Genomic DNA, 13,436 nt, shown 5'->3' with positions numbered 1-13,436 from the left:
TGGATTCCTGTGACGAGCACAGGAATGAGGAGCGGAGGAGTTGCGGACTCTACCCCCCGTCAGGAAGCAAGACGCAGTCATAGGACCGCTTTTTCAGGATGCTGCAGGCGGTCGCGGCCGCCTCGCGACTGGCGAAGCCCGCGAAACCTATGCGATAGGCTCCGCCCGAGCCTGCGGTCTCGGTGTGGGGGGCGGCGCCGAGAAGGGCTGCGCCGCCGGCCGATTGCGCTTCGACGAGCATCTTGCGCGCACCTTCCGCCGTCGGTGCGGTGGAAATCTGAATGCGCCAGCCGGCCGGTGGTGCCGTACTCGCGGCCGCCACGGCGGTTGGCCGGTCCGCCGGGACGATACCGGCCATCGGCGCTGCGGCGACAGGTTCGACCGCGGGCTGGGTACCCACATAAGACAAGGAAACGCCGGGCAAGCTTGCCACGTCGGCCAGGCGGGGTGCGCTTGCCGCTGCGATCATCGGGCGGCCGGGCGAGGAGACCCTGCCAAGGTGCTGGTCGAGGAGCGCCGCCATCTTCTCATCACGGCTTCGCGCGCTCCGCCCGCCGAGCACCACGCCGATGAGGCGTCGGTTGCGGTCGTTCACCGCGCTTACGAGATTGTAGCCGGAGGCCCGCGTGTAGCCGGTCTTGATACCGTCCATCCCCTGGTATCGATACATCAGATTGTTGTGGCCTCGGATCACACGACCGCGGAAGGCGAAACTCTGGACCGAGAACAGGCGGTACTCGCGTGGATAGTGTCGCATGAGTGCCACGGCGAGCCGCGCCATGTCGCGGGCCGTGGTCACCTGTTCGCTTGCCGGCAGACCCGAAGCGTTGACGAAGAATGTGCGGTTCATGCCGAGCTGGCGCGCCTTTGCATTCATCATTCTCGCGAAGCCTTCCTCGGAACCGCCAAGCCGCTCGGCCATCGCTGCCGCCGCGTCGTTGGCCGAACGGACGATCATGCCGTAGACAGCCTCTTCGACGGTGATCGTTCCTCCGGCCTTGACGCCGAGCTTCGTCGGCGGCTTGCGTGCAGCGGTCGCGGACATGGGCACAGGCGTTTTCCAGGCGATCTGGCCGCGGTGAAGCGCTTCGAAGGTCATGTAGAGCGTCATCATCTTGGTGAGAGACGCGGGATGGTGGAGCGTGTCGGGGTTTTCGGTAGAGAGAACCCGGCCAGTCCGAGCGTCGACGACAAGAGAGGCGTTGCCTGCCATTGCCTGAACGGCACCGAAGAAAAGCACGGCGATCGTCGCCATAGCCAATCGAAAGCTCGTCATCGAACTCCCCCTCATAGAGATGTGCGGCCGATATCGACGCGGTACGCTGTTTTGACAGGCTCAAGGCGTAGTTGCAACCTCGCCGCCCAGACGCGGCCCGCTCTTTCGCATCGCCCGGCCGATTCAGCAAGGCTTAACCCCGCAGACGTTACCGTCCGGGCCGCAGTGCCTGTCCAAGCTCGACATGACGATTTGAGAAGACGGAAGAAGATGAAACACGGCTTCGCGGGTCTGGTCCGCTACCATGCCAAGCGCGCCGCCATTTCCGGCGGGCTCGAGGCTGCGCATCTGCTTGCGCGGGCGCGGCTGATGGGCGCGGCTCGCGGGCGCGGGGCGATCTTCACCCTGCATCATGTTCGCCCGAAGGTTCCGCGAGCTTTCGATCCCAACGCCCACCTGGAAATCACACCGGCATTCCTCGAAGAGGCGATCGTGACTTTGAAGCGGGACGGCTATCGCCTCGTCCCGCTGGATGACCTGCCCGCCTGCCTTGCTTCCGCCGATAACCGGCCCTTCGCCTGCTTCACTCTCGATGACGGCTACCGCAATAATCTCGATCACGCCCTGCCGGTCTTCGAGCGCCACGGCGTGCCCTTCACCGTTTTCGTCACGGCCGGTTATCTCGACCGCAGCCATACGCTCTGGTGGGAAACGATCGCCGATCTCCTGTCCGTCTGCGGCAGGTTTCGTTTCGATTTCGGCGCAGGTGAGGAAGCAGTAGCGAGCGACAACCTTGCGCAGAAGCAGGCCGCCTTCGATCGGGTCGCCGCCTATGTCCATGGCAGCGACGAGGCCCATGCGCTCGTGACACTGAATAAGGCCGCGCACGAGCACGGCATCGACCCGCTGGCCATCACCGAGCGTCTGACGCTCGACGAGGAGGGTCTCCGGAGCCTGATCCGAAGTCCGCTTGCGAGCCTCGGCGGGCACACGGTCAGCCATCGCGCACTCGCGCGGCTTGGCGACGACGAGGCGCGCCGCGAAATTTCAGCCTCCGCCGAACGCGTCAGGACGATCACCGGTCGCCGGCCCTCGAGCTTCGCCTATCCCTATGGGGACAGGCTCGCGGTTTCGCCCCGCGATCATTTGCTGGCGGCGGAACTCGGATTTGCCGTGGCGGTGACGACGCAGCCCGGCATGCTGTCCGAGGCTGCAAATCCTCATGCGCTGCCGCGGATTTCGCTCAACGGCCATTTCCAGGCCGCGCGCTATGTGACCGCGCTCGGTTCCGGCATCCCGTTCCGGCTCCTTGCCCGCCGGACAGGTTGAGGCGCGGTGGCAGCGTCTTTTCGTCAGGGATACATCCGCACTTTCGTCCAACCGCCATCCGGCGTTTCGCGGCGGAACTCGACACGGTCGTGCAGCCGGAAGGGGCGGTCGTGCCAGAATTCGATCGACAGCGGCCGGATGCGGAATCCGGACCAGTAGTCCGGACGTGGAATCTCGCCGATCGCATGCCGCGCCGTGTACTCGGCGACGGCCTTCTCCAGCGCAAAGCGGCTTTCGAGCGGCCGTGACTGCTTCGATGCCCAGGCGCCGATGCGGCTGCCGCGGGGCCGGCTCATGAAATATTCGTCGGCTTCCTCGTCGGAGACGATTTCGACCGGACCGCGCAGACGCACCTGGCGGCGCAGCGATTTCCAGTGGAAACACAGGGCCGCCTTGCGGGTCGCGAGCATTTCCCGGCCTTTCTGACTCTCGAAATTCGTGTACAAGACGAAGCCGCGTTCGTCGAACCCCTTGAGCAGGACCATGCGCACATTGGGCATGCCATCCGGGTCGACGGTCGCAAGGGCGACGGCGTTCGGATCGTTCACCTCGCTCTTTTCGGCTTCCTTCAGCCATGTGCCAAAAAGGGAAAAGGGCTCGCTTGCTTCCGTGAAGTCACCGGTTATTAACTCGTTCGCGGTCATATTGTTTTCCAATGCCGTGTGTCTGGCGCGGGAACGCTTCGGGATGAGCCCGAGTGGTGTTTCCGCATCGTAATAATGTCAGAGCCTGCCTGCGGACTTCCTCGGGACGTGGTGCGCTCTGGCGAGTCTGACAGGATTGCCGTGCAAGACATAGCAAAGCGGAACGATGGCAAGAAGGGTCTTTCCTTCGCATTGCTGCGCAGCGCGGCAATTTGCGTGACGATTCTCGCCCTGCCGGGGTGCATGGGCGCGGGCCTCGACGTCTTCGGGGGATCGGGCGTCGATCGTTCGGTCTCGACCGGAACCGTGCCGGTGGCGAAGACATCCGACGGCCTTTCCGATGCCATAGCCGTGCGCGACCTCGTTACCTCTGCCGACATCAGTCAGGGCCACGACAGCACCATCCCCTGGGCCAATGCGAATTCCGGCAGCGCCGGCGTCATCAGCAGCATCCAGGAAGACCATGCCTCGGGCATGCGTTGCCGCCGCTTCACGACGACCCGGCACTCCTTCGAGGGCATTGCCAAGTTCGATGGCAACACCTGCCAGCTCGGCAACGGGGAATGGTACCTGACGAGCTTCGGCCCGCGGAGCTGAAATCGCAGGTTAACCATATTGCCGCAAAGCGGCCGGCGAAGCGTCCCGGACGATGCTTTCGGCAGCGCGTCCCCGCCTCCGACTAACCGATAGTTAGCAACTTCGCCCGATCATCTCTCGTGGGCGGAGAAGGTTTTCCCAGACCCTCTTCGATCGTCGTGAGGTGTCAGGCGGGCATCCGGGGAAGGACCGCCGAGTAAAGAAAATGATAGCAGCCATGCGCGATCCCTATGCAATTCTTGGTGTGCGTCGCACCGCCGGCCAAGAGGAAATCAAGGCGGCCTGGCGCTCCGTAGCCAGAGCGGTCCACCCCGATCACAACCAGGACGATCCCTCCGCCAACGAGCGCTTCGCTGAAGCGGGCAGGGCCTATGAGCTGCTTCGCGACCCGGTGCGCAGAAGCCGCTACGACTGGGCGCGGCGCGAGGCGGAGCTTCGTCGCATGGAGGCGATGAAGGAGAAGATGCGAGGCGCGGAGGTGCCGGACGAGCCTGTCGGCGCCGAAACGGCCGAGGAAGCGATTTCGCGCATATTCGGCGTCGAGCCGCAGGCCACTGCCGCGAGGCCGAAGTCTTCCGCGCGTCCCGCCGAAAGGGAACGTGCGCCGGTGGAAGCCAAAACCGAGCCTGCCGCCGAAGCAAAACAAGAGCAGCCGAAAGCCGACGCGCTTGCCCGTCGCTCGATCATGCCGGCGGCGGATCTGGTCGCGGCGATCGTCCAGCGTATTCGCGGACGCATCGCGAAAACGGCCGAGAAGGTGCCCGATCTTGCCGTCGACGTTCACGCCAGCGTCGAAGACGTGATCAATCTCGCGCGCGTGCCGGTGGAGCTTCCGGATGGAGAGCTGCTGAAGGTCCCCATCCCGGCCGGCGCGACGGACGGCCAGGCGATCCGCCTGAAGGAGCAGGGCTACCGTGTTGCCGGGATGGCGCGCGGCGACGTGGTGGCAACCCTGCGCCTCAGTCAGGACGGCCCGTTCCGGACCCGCGGTCTCGACCTCGTCACCACATTGCCGATCGATCTTCAGAACGCGGTTCTCGGCTGCGAAACGACGATCGAGGCACCGAACGGACCGCTCACGGTGGCCGTACCGGCGTGGTCGGGCTCCGACAAGGAGATCCGCATCGCCGGCAAGGGCTTGCGCGGCGCCGACGGGGAAAGCGGCGACCTGATCGTCGAATTGCGGGTGGTGCTGCATGAAAAACCGGACGACAAGGTGACGGACCTCATGCGATCCCAACGTGACGGCCTCTTTTTATGAAGCTTTTCTGACAAGCTGAACCAATATTACGGGGACTAACAGTTCCTGATCCGCCTCCTGCTTGAACCGCTGTGGCGCCTATGCCATAGGCAATGCTCGACAATTTGCCGCACCCGCTGCAGGAGGCGCGGCATCCTGGCATTTGTGAAATTTTGCCACCGGCAGCAGCTGGTGGAGGCAGACAGTATTGGGGACATTCCATGGCTCAGGCATCGGGTCTGATGAATGGCAAGCGCGGCGTCATCATGGGCGTCGCAAACAATCGCTCGATTGCGTGGGGCATCGCGAAGGCCTTGGCCGAGGCAGGGGCTGAAATCGCGCTGACATGGCAGGGCGATGCTTTGAAAAAGCGCGTCGAGCCGCTGGCGCAGGAGCTTGGTGCCTTCATGGCCGGCCATTGCGATGTGACCGACCTCGCCACGATCGATGCCGTATTCTCGGCCCTCGAAGAGAAGTGGGGCAAGATCGATTTCGTTGTGCACGCGATCGCCTTTTCCGACAAGGACGAATTGACGGGGCGCTACCTGGATACGAGCCGCGACAACTTCGCGCGTACGATGGACATTTCGGTCTATTCCTTCACGGCGGTCGCCGCACGTGCAGATCGCGTCATGAACGACGGCGGCTCGATACTGACGCTCACCTATTACGGCGCCGAGAAGGTTATGCCGCACTATAACGTCATGGGTGTCGCCAAGGCGGCCCTCGAGGCAAGCGTTCGCTATCTGGCGGTCGACCTCGGCAACCGCGGCATCCGCGTCAACGCGATCTCCGCCGGTCCCATCAAGACGCTTGCTGCGTCCGGCATCGGTGATTTCCGCTACATCCTGAAGTGGAACGAATACAACGCCCCGCTGAAGCGCACCGTCTCGATCGAGGAGGTCGGCAATTCTGCCCTCTACCTGCTTTCCGATCTGTCGAGCGGCGTTACGGGCGAAGTCCATCACGTCGATTCCGGCTACCACACGGTCGGCATGAAGGCCGTTGACGCGCCGGACATCAGCGTTCTGAAGGATTGACAGCCTTTGCTCGACGGCCGCCATGCGTCCTTCGGCCGCATGGCGGCTGTAACACTTTGAACTGCTGCATGTTCTATCTTCAAACCGGCTGCGGTTTGCGGATTGTGCGGTAGGGATCGCGGCGGCTCGCCCGGAGTGGACATTGTGCTCATCTACATGGTTCGCCATGGACAAACGGACTGGAATGCGGAGAGCCGCCTTCAGGGTCAGAAGGACATCCCCCTCAACGAGACCGGGCGGCAGCAGGCGACCGGGAACGGCGTCGCGTTGAGCAGGATCATCGGGAGCGGCGCGGCCGACTTCGATTTCGTCAGCAGCCCGCTCGGCCGTACGCGCGAAACCATGGAGCGTCTTCGGCGGGCGATGGATCTCGATCCCTTGGCCTACCGCACCGACGAGCGTCTGAAGGAAGTGTCCTTCGGCGACTGGGAAGGCTACACGCTTCCCGAACTGAAGCGGCTCGTGCCCGAGCGGATCGCGGAGAGGCGCGTCGCGAAATGGGATTTCATTCCGCCCGGTCCTGACGCCGAGAGCTACGAAATCCTGTCCTGGCGTGTCGGTGCCTGGCTCAGGAGCGTGACGCGGCCTACGGTCTGCGTCAGCCATGGCGGCGTTATCAGGGCATTGTTCAAGCTGCTTGGGGAGATGGATGCCGATGAGGCGGCGGCCGCTGCGATACCGCAGGACCGCCTGCTGAAAATCGTGGATGGCTCGATAGGCTGGCTCTGACGCCGCAAACCTACTGAAGGATCTCCAGGTCGTTGATGACGCGCTTGCCGTCGACTTCGGTGTAGAAGACAAGCACCTTGACGCCGGCCTCCAGCCCCTCGAAGTTGAACTCCTCTGGCGCCTGGTAGCTCTTGCCGTCATCGAGGGAGAGGCTCAGCCGGTCGGTATCGACGCTGGTGATCACGGCTTCGACGTCGGCACTCTCGGCAAGCGCGGAGAGCGGCGAAAGCAGGCTTGCGGTGGCCATGAGCGTGGCAATGACAAATCGCATCCTTCTTGCCCTCTTCAATGATTCTGCGAATTTTGTTGTCCTCACGCTTTGATCCCCGATTGTGGCAAAAGTAGCCCTATGTTGTTGCTTTTTCGATGCAGTTGCCCGCCGCATGGGAGGGTGAAGGCCGGTTCAGAGAATTACAACCCGATGATTCCGCGAAAGCGGCGGAGCGGCTCTGCGGCAGCCGCTCTCGCCGGGTTTTCCACGGGAATTTCACGGCATCTTCCTTAAGGCGCCAAGCCTGGGGAACAGGGGAGATGGCACCCGCGCCAGCCGACGCGCAGAAGGACTTTCCCGCGTGCCCGCTTTCCACTAAGAGAGGGCACGCGCGTCTGACGCGTGGCCCTCGGAGCGGGCCAGCTGCGGCTCCGGGGAGATTGGAATAGACGCGAGGGGGTCCATCGGCCATCTTCGCGATCCGGAGTTCGGTAGCCGCCATGTCGCACAATACATTCGGTCATCTTTTCCGCGTCACGACCTGGGGCGAAAGCCACGGTCCCGCACTTGGCTGTGTCGTCGACGGGTGTCCGCCCGGAATTCGCTTTACGCTCGCCGAAGTCCAGGCCTGGCTCGACAAGCGCAAGCCCGGCCAGTCGCGCTTCGTCACCCAGCGTCGTGAGGACGACCTTGTGAAGGTCCTTTCCGGCGTGATGCTCGATGACGACGGCGAGACGATGATTTCGACCGGTACGCCAATCTCGATGATGATCGAGAATACCGACCAGCGTTCCAAGGATTATTCCGAGATCGCCAAGCGATACCGTCCCGGCCATGCCGACTATACCTACGATGCGAAATACGGCATCCGCGATTACCGCGGCGGCGGCCGCTCCTCGGCGCGCGAGACGGTTGCGCGCGTGGCGGCGGGCGCTATCGCGCGCAAGGTCGTGCCGGGCCTGGTGGTCCGCGGTGCACTCGTCCAGATCGGCAAGCACCGGATCGACCGGTCCAATTGGGACTGGGCGGAAGTGAACAACAATCCGTTCTTCGCACCCGACCCGGCGATCGTACCCGTCTGGGAAGAATATCTCGACGGCATCCGCAAAGCGGGATCGTCGATCGGCGCCGTGGTCGAGGTGGTTGCCGAAGGCGTTCCGGCCGGCATCGGCGCGCCGATCTATGCGAAGCTCGATCAGGATATCGCCGCCAATCTGATGTCCATCAACGCGGTCAAAGGCGTCGAGATCGGCAACGGCTTTGCCGCAGCCGAGATCAGCGGCGAGGAGAACGCCGACGAGATGCGCATCGGGGCGCAGGGCGAGCCGGTTTTCCTGTCCAACAATGCCGGCGGCATTCTGGGCGGGATCGCGACCGGGCAGCCGGTCGTTGCGCGCTTCGCCATCAAGCCGACTTCGTCCATTCTCACGGAGCGCCGTTCGATCGACAGCGACGGCAAGGAGGTCGACGTGCGCACCAAGGGCCGCCACGACCCCTGCGTCGGCATTCGGGCGGTGCCGATCGGGGAGGCCATGCTTGCCTGCGCCATCGCCGATCATTATCTGCGTGACCGCGGTCAGACCGGGCGGCTGAAGTAACTCCACTGCTGCAGCGGCCTTTGCGCGTCTGAAAGACGCGCGGCGCTGCAGGAAAAGGTGCGCAGCGGTTTTCCGTCTGGAATTGCGCAAACAAGATATTCGCGGAGGCAATATATATGTCCTACGACCAGAAGCGCGTCGTCGAAGCCATTCGCGCCTTCGAAGCAGGCGAGATCGTCGTCGTCACCGACGACGGCGGCCGTGAGAACGAGGGCGACCTGATCGTCGCAGCGGTGCACTGCACGCCTGAGAAGATGGCGTTCATCGTGCGCCATACCTCCGGCATCGTCTGCACGCCGATGCCGCGCGAGGAGGCAAAACGCCTCAACCTGAATGCGATGGTTGCCGAGAACGACTCCGCCCACACCACCGCCTTCACGGTGTCGGTCGATTTCAAGCACGGGACCACGACCGGCATTTCCGCAGACGACCGAACGCTTACGGTCAGAAACCTTGCCAATCCGAATGTCGGGCCGACGGATTTCGTCCGGCCGGGCCACATATTCCCTCTCGTGGCGCGCGAGGGCGGCGTGCTGATGCGCTCCGGCCATACCGAGGCCGCCGTCGATCTCTGCAGGCTCGCGAGCCTGCCGCCGATCGGCGTCATCTGCGAACTCGTCAACGATGACGGCACCGTCATGCGTGGGCCGCAGGTCGAAGCCTTCGCGGAAACGCACGGCCTGAAGCAGGTCTCCGTGGCCGATCTCATTGCCTATCGCCAGCGCAAGGAGACCTTGATCGAGCAGGGCCATTCCTTCGAAATGGACACGCCCTACGGCAAGGCCAAGGGCCACACCTATTCGCTGCCCTGGGACACGATGCAGCACCTGGCCGTGGTTTTCGGAGACATTCGCGACGGCGTCGACATTCCGGTGCGTCTCCACCTCGAAAATGTCGGAGCCGACGTCTTCGGCCGCGGCCGCCAGATCGACGAGATCATGAAGCGCATCGCCGCCGAGGGGAGGGGCGTCATCGTCTATCTGCGGGAGGGCTCCGTGGGGGTCGGAGTTTCGCAGACAGCGCGAAAGGGCAAGCACGAGAGGGAGGTCCACTCGGAGGCACAGGAGCGCGAAAGCGAGTGGCTGGAGATCGGCCTCGGCGCGCAGATCCTGAAAGACCTCGGCATCACCTCCATTCGCCTTCTTTCGTCGCGCGAGCGGCATTATGTCGGCCTGGAGGGCTTCGGCATCAAGATCGCCGCGACCGAGATTCTGTAAATCCGGAAGAGCCCAAAATAAAAGCCGCGTCACCCGACGCGGCTCCCTCGCCTTGAAGCAAGCTGCCGTTACGGCAGGGCGTCGTAGCCTTCGTCGAAGCCCTTGAGGTCGACGGGGATGCCGATGCCTTCCTCGGGCGACTGGAAAACGATGAAGGTCGCCGTCGCGCCGGCGCGGAAGGTCTTGAGAAGCTCGTCTTCGAGCACGACCTCGGCGTAGCAGCCGTCGGAGAAGCAGCGCACGAAATAGGCGCGGCCGATGTCCTTGCCGTCGACATTGAGGCCGAGGCCGTTCGGCAGGAGCACGCCGAGCGGCGCAAGCACCCGAAGGATCTTCGCCTTGCGGTCGGCGGTCTTGAGGACGACGACCGAGAGACCGACTTCAGGCCTGTCTTCGGCGATGACGTTCTGCATCAGCGCGCACTGTTCGGCCGAGGCGCCCGCCGGCTGGTCGCAGACGATCGACCACGCGCCGTGATTTGACTTCACCGTGCCCGGCGTTGCGTTGGATTGCTGGGCCAAGCTTGCTGCGGGGAGTGCGAAGGCGGCAATTGCGAGCGCGGCCAGGGCGGGCAGCCGGGAGAAGAGGGACAGGCCCATGTAAACCTCAAAAACCTCGAATCATTAGGGCTATTCTTGAAGCGCGCGAGGATAAATGAAAAGCCCTGGTCGTTACATTCCAGTGTCATATGGCCGAAATTGGGCCCTCCCGGTACGAAATCGGCGTGCCGAGGGCCGCTTTCTCTCCGCCGGTGAGCGTGGCTGCCCGCAAATGGGGCGGCGAATGACCGGTCCGCGCGCGGGCGCCGGTGCGTGGGAGGGCTTTCGACCGGTTGCGAGGTCTCCTGTGCGAAAACTTCCGCTTTGTGCAAAAATGCCGCACGAGGTTGCTTGGACAGATGTTGCGGCGCTGGTCAAACTGTGGTTTGAAGCGCTTCAGTATCGCAGGGATTCTGCGTTCCGGGTTTGATCCTGATCAAGCGCATTGGGGAGACGTAATTGTGAAAAACAAGGCCTATGCAGTTCTGGCAGCGCTTGCCTGTCTGCTTTTTGCTTCGAGCGCCTTTGCTGACAAGCCTGTCGACTGGCAGACGAACTTTCAGGCGGCTGCTACGGGCATCATGGAAGAAATCACGTGGTTTGAACACTACACCCTGTGGTTCATCATTCCGATCACACTTTTCGTTCTCCTGCTGCTGGTCATCGTGGTCGTCAAGTTCCGCGAGAGTGCCAATCCTGTTCCGTCGAGGACCAGCCACAATACGCTGATCGAAGTCGTCTGGACGGTCGGCCCGGTTATCGTGCTGCTTTTCCTTGCGATTCCCTCATTCCAGCTTTTGACCGCGCAACTCACGCCTCCGGAGAATCCGGACCTGACGGTCAAGGCGACCGGCAACCAGTGGTACTGGTCCTATGAATATGAGGTCGGCGAAAACCCGCTCTCCTTCGATAGCCTGCTCCTGAAGGACGAGGATCGTGCGGGCCTCGGCAAAGAGGACAAGGCGCAGTATCCGCGTCTTCTCGCCGTCGACAACGAAGTCGTCGTGCCGGTCGGCAAAACCGTTCGCCTGCTCGTCACGGCTGCCGACGTAATTCATGCCTTCGCCATGCCGGCTTTCGGCGTCAAGATCGACGCGGTTCCCGGCCGTCTCAACGAGACCTGGTTCAAGGCCGACCGCGAAGGTCTCTATTACGGCCAGTGTTCCGAGCTCTGCGGCAAGGATCACGCCTATATGCCGATCGCCGTCCGCGTTGTCGCGCAGGATAAATACGACGCCTGGCTCGCCGCCGCCGCAACCAATGTCGGCGAAGCGAACAAGGCGCTCATGGCGTCCGTCGACGGCGCGGCCAAGGCCGTTGACGTCGCCGACAACGCCGCACAGTAATCGGAAGTGGAGCTTGACCATGGCTGGAACAGCCGTTCATCACGATCAACGCCATGATCATTCCGATCATGGCCACGCGGACCACGCGCACAAGCCGCTGACCTTCTTTCAGCGCTGGTTCCTGTCGACCAACCACAAGGACATCGGTACGCTCTACCTGATCTTCGCGATCATCGCCGGCATCATCGGCGGCACGCTGTCGGTCTTCATGCGCGCCGAACTGCAGGAGCCGGGCATCCAGATCTTCCACGGTCTGGCCCAGATGGTCTATGGTTTCGAGGGTGATGCTGCCATCGACGGCGGCAAGCACATGTTCAACGTCTTCACGACCGCTCACGCGCTGATCATGATCTTCTTCATGGTCATGCCGGCGCTGATCGGCGGCTTCGCCAACTGGATGGTGCCGATCATGATCGGTGCGCCGGACATGGCGTTCCCGCGCATGAACAACATTTCCTTCTGGCTGATCGTGCCGGCCTTCCTGCTGGTGCTGCTTTCGATGTTCGTCGAAGGTCCTGCAGGCGCCTATGGCGCGGGCGGCGGCTGGACGATCTATCCGCCATTCTCGACATCCGGCATGCCCGGGCCCGCGATGGATCTCGCGATCCTCGGCCTGCACATCGCCGGCGCCTCGTCGATCCTCGGCGCGATCAACTTCATCACCACCATCCTCAACATGCGCGCTCCGGGCATGACGCTGCACAAGATGCCGCTCTTTGCCTGGTCGGTTCTGATCACCGCCTTCCTGCTCCTGCTCTCGCTGCCGGTTCTCGCAGGCGCGATCACCATGCTGCTGACGGACCGCAACTTCGGCACGACCTTCTTCGCGCCGGAAGGCGGCGGCGACCCGATCCTGTTCCAGCACCTGTTCTGGTTCTTCGGTCACCCGGAAGTGTACATTCTGATTCTGCCGGGCTTCGGCATCGTCAGCCACATCATCTCGACCTTCTCGCGCAAGCCGATCTTCGGTTATCTCGGCATGGCCTACGCCATGGTCGCGATCGGCGCCGTCGGCTTCATCGTGTGGGCGCACCACATGTACACGGTCGGCATGTCGCTCCAGACGCAGCGCTACTTCGTCTTCGCGACGATGGTCATCGCCGTGCCGACGGGTGTGAAGATCTTCTCCTGGATCGCGACGATGTGGGGCGGCTCGATCCGCTTCGCGACGCCGATGGTCTGGGCGATCGGCTTCATCTTCCTGTTCACCGTCGGCGGCGTCACGGGTGTCCAGCTCGCCAATGCCGGCCTCGACCGCGCGCTGCACGACACCTATTACGTGGTGGCGCACTTCCACTACGTGCTGTCGCTCGGCGCCGTCTTCGCAATCTTCGCGGCCTGGTACTACTGGTTCCCGAAGATGACCGGCTACATGTACTCGGAGTTTCTCGGCAAACTGCATTTCTGGGTGATGTTCGTCGGCGTGAACCTGATCTTCTTCCCGCAGCATTTCCTCGGGCTCGCAGGCATGCCGCGCCGTTACATCGACTATCCGGACGCCTTTGCCGGCTGGAACATGGTTTCGTCCTACGGCTCCTACATCGCGGCAGTCGGCGTGCTGATCTTCCTCTTCTGTGTCGCCGAAGCTTTCGCGAAGAAGCGCGTTGCGGGGGATAACCCCTGGGGCGAAGGCGCCAACACGCTGGAATGGCAGCTGTCTTCGCCGCCGCCGTTCCACCAGTGGGAGCAGCTCCCGCGGATCAAGTGACGGGTAACGAACAGAAGCCGCC

Annotated in this window: 13 protein-coding genes; 9 read left to right on the top strand and 4 right to left on the bottom strand. The window is 63.0% G+C overall.

The window, feature by feature from the left end; translation table 11 throughout:
* Positions 1–49 precede the first annotated feature (49 nt).
* A complete protein-coding gene (locus tag M1D34_RS11195) occupies positions 50–1,276 on the bottom strand; it encodes a serine hydrolase (RefSeq protein ID WP_498779056.1) in 1,227 nt (408 codons plus the stop codon).
* A gap of 210 nt (positions 1,277–1,486) precedes the next feature.
* On the opposite strand from M1D34_RS11195, the gene M1D34_RS11190 reads away from it, so the two are divergent.
* On the top strand, positions 1,487–2,545 hold the full coding sequence (locus tag M1D34_RS11190; RefSeq protein ID WP_498779055.1) for a polysaccharide deacetylase family protein: 1,059 nt from the start codon (positions 1,487–1,489) through the stop codon (positions 2,543–2,545).
* A gap of 23 nt (positions 2,546–2,568) precedes the next feature.
* Here the strand turns inward: M1D34_RS11190 and pdxH are convergent, their stop codons facing one another.
* Positions 2,569–3,189, bottom strand: a complete 621-nt coding sequence (gene pdxH, locus M1D34_RS11185) for a pyridoxamine 5'-phosphate oxidase (RefSeq protein ID WP_003532354.1) — start codon at positions 3,187–3,189, stop codon at positions 2,569–2,571.
* Positions 3,190–3,330: 141 nt separating this feature from the next.
* On the opposite strand from pdxH, the gene M1D34_RS11180 reads away from it, so the two are divergent.
* From M1D34_RS11180 to M1D34_RS11165, 4 genes are all read left to right on the top strand, one after another.
* Positions 3,331–3,786, top strand: a complete 456-nt coding sequence (locus M1D34_RS11180; protein ID WP_003532349.1) for an RT0821/Lpp0805 family surface protein — start codon at positions 3,331–3,333, stop codon at positions 3,784–3,786.
* Between the two features lie 205 nt (positions 3,787–3,991).
* Positions 3,992–5,047, top strand: a complete 1,056-nt coding sequence (locus tag M1D34_RS11175) for a DnaJ C-terminal domain-containing protein (protein ID WP_027989679.1) — start codon at positions 3,992–3,994, stop codon at positions 5,045–5,047.
* Positions 5,048–5,247: 200 nt separating this feature from the next.
* The gene (fabI, locus tag M1D34_RS11170) at positions 5,248–6,066 is read left to right on the top strand and encodes an enoyl-ACP reductase FabI (protein ID WP_003532347.1); all 819 of its coding nucleotides are present in this window, start codon (positions 5,248–5,250) and stop codon (positions 6,064–6,066) included.
* A 144-nt stretch (positions 6,067–6,210) separates the two neighbouring features.
* Positions 6,211–6,795: a histidine phosphatase family protein gene (locus tag M1D34_RS11165; protein ID WP_003532346.1), complete on the top strand. Its 585-nt coding sequence runs from the start codon at positions 6,211–6,213 to the stop codon at positions 6,793–6,795.
* Between the two features lie 10 nt (positions 6,796–6,805).
* On the opposite strand, the gene M1D34_RS11160 is transcribed toward M1D34_RS11165, so the two are convergent.
* Complete coding sequence (locus tag M1D34_RS11160) at positions 6,806–7,066, bottom strand: DUF1344 domain-containing protein (protein WP_003532345.1); 261 nt, start codon at positions 7,064–7,066, stop codon at positions 6,806–6,808.
* 440 nt (positions 7,067–7,506) lie between these two features.
* Between M1D34_RS11160 and aroC the strand changes: the two genes are divergently transcribed.
* Entirely contained in the window at positions 7,507–8,604 is a 1,098-nt protein-coding gene (gene aroC / locus M1D34_RS11155; protein ID WP_498779052.1) for a chorismate synthase, read from the top strand.
* Positions 8,605–8,720: 116 nt separating this feature from the next.
* Positions 8,721–9,821 carry a 3,4-dihydroxy-2-butanone-4-phosphate synthase gene (ribB, locus tag M1D34_RS11150; RefSeq protein WP_498779050.1) on the top strand — a complete coding sequence of 367 codons (1,101 nt, stop codon included), beginning with the start codon at positions 8,721–8,723 and terminating at the stop codon, positions 9,819–9,821.
* 68 nt (positions 9,822–9,889) lie between these two features.
* On the opposite strand, the gene M1D34_RS11145 is transcribed toward ribB, so the two are convergent.
* On the bottom strand, positions 9,890–10,420 hold the full coding sequence (locus M1D34_RS11145) for an invasion associated locus B family protein (protein ID WP_003532333.1): 531 nt from the start codon (positions 10,418–10,420) through the stop codon (positions 9,890–9,892).
* Positions 10,421–10,821: 401 nt separating this feature from the next.
* Here M1D34_RS11145 and coxB point away from each other — a divergent pair, with 401 nt between their 5' ends.
* Positions 10,822–11,706 (top strand): cytochrome c oxidase subunit II, encoded by an 885-nt coding sequence (coxB, locus tag M1D34_RS11140; protein WP_027989677.1) that lies wholly within the window; start codon positions 10,822–10,824, stop codon positions 11,704–11,706.
* A 19-nt stretch (positions 11,707–11,725) separates the two neighbouring features.
* Positions 11,726–13,414, top strand: a complete 1,689-nt coding sequence (gene ctaD, locus M1D34_RS11135; RefSeq protein WP_003532329.1) for a cytochrome c oxidase subunit I — start codon at positions 11,726–11,728, stop codon at positions 13,412–13,414.
* Positions 13,415–13,436: the final 22 nt, after the last annotated feature.

This window comes from Ensifer sp. D2-11, from assembly GCF_054161295.1.
Note: the sequence above shows the minus strand (reverse complement) of the source record. Positions and strands in the feature narration are given on the sequence as shown.

Excerpts from the sequence above, each read along its gene's own strand:
- M1D34_RS11195 (WP_498779056.1), bottom strand. The coding sequence starts at position 1,276 with ATGACGAGCTTTCGATTGGCTATGGCGACGATCGCCGTGCTTTTCTTC.
- M1D34_RS11190 (WP_498779055.1), top strand. The coding sequence starts at position 1,487 with ATGAAACACGGCTTCGCGGGTCTGGTCCGCTACCATGCCAAGCGCGCC.
- pdxH (WP_003532354.1), bottom strand. The coding sequence starts at position 3,189 with ATGACCGCGAACGAGTTAATAACCGGTGACTTCACGGAAGCAAGCGAG.
- M1D34_RS11175 (WP_027989679.1), top strand. The coding sequence starts at position 3,992 with ATGATAGCAGCCATGCGCGATCCCTATGCAATTCTTGGTGTGCGTCGC.
- fabI (WP_003532347.1), top strand. The coding sequence starts at position 5,248 with ATGGCTCAGGCATCGGGTCTGATGAATGGCAAGCGCGGCGTCATCATG.
- M1D34_RS11160 (WP_003532345.1), bottom strand. The coding sequence starts at position 7,066 with ATGCGATTTGTCATTGCCACGCTCATGGCCACCGCAAGCCTGCTTTCG.
- aroC (WP_498779052.1), top strand. The coding sequence starts at position 7,507 with ATGTCGCACAATACATTCGGTCATCTTTTCCGCGTCACGACCTGGGGC.
- ribB (WP_498779050.1), top strand. The coding sequence starts at position 8,721 with ATGTCCTACGACCAGAAGCGCGTCGTCGAAGCCATTCGCGCCTTCGAA.
- M1D34_RS11145 (WP_003532333.1), bottom strand. The coding sequence starts at position 10,420 with ATGGGCCTGTCCCTCTTCTCCCGGCTGCCCGCCCTGGCCGCGCTCGCA.
- ctaD (WP_003532329.1), top strand. The coding sequence starts at position 11,726 with ATGGCTGGAACAGCCGTTCATCACGATCAACGCCATGATCATTCCGAT.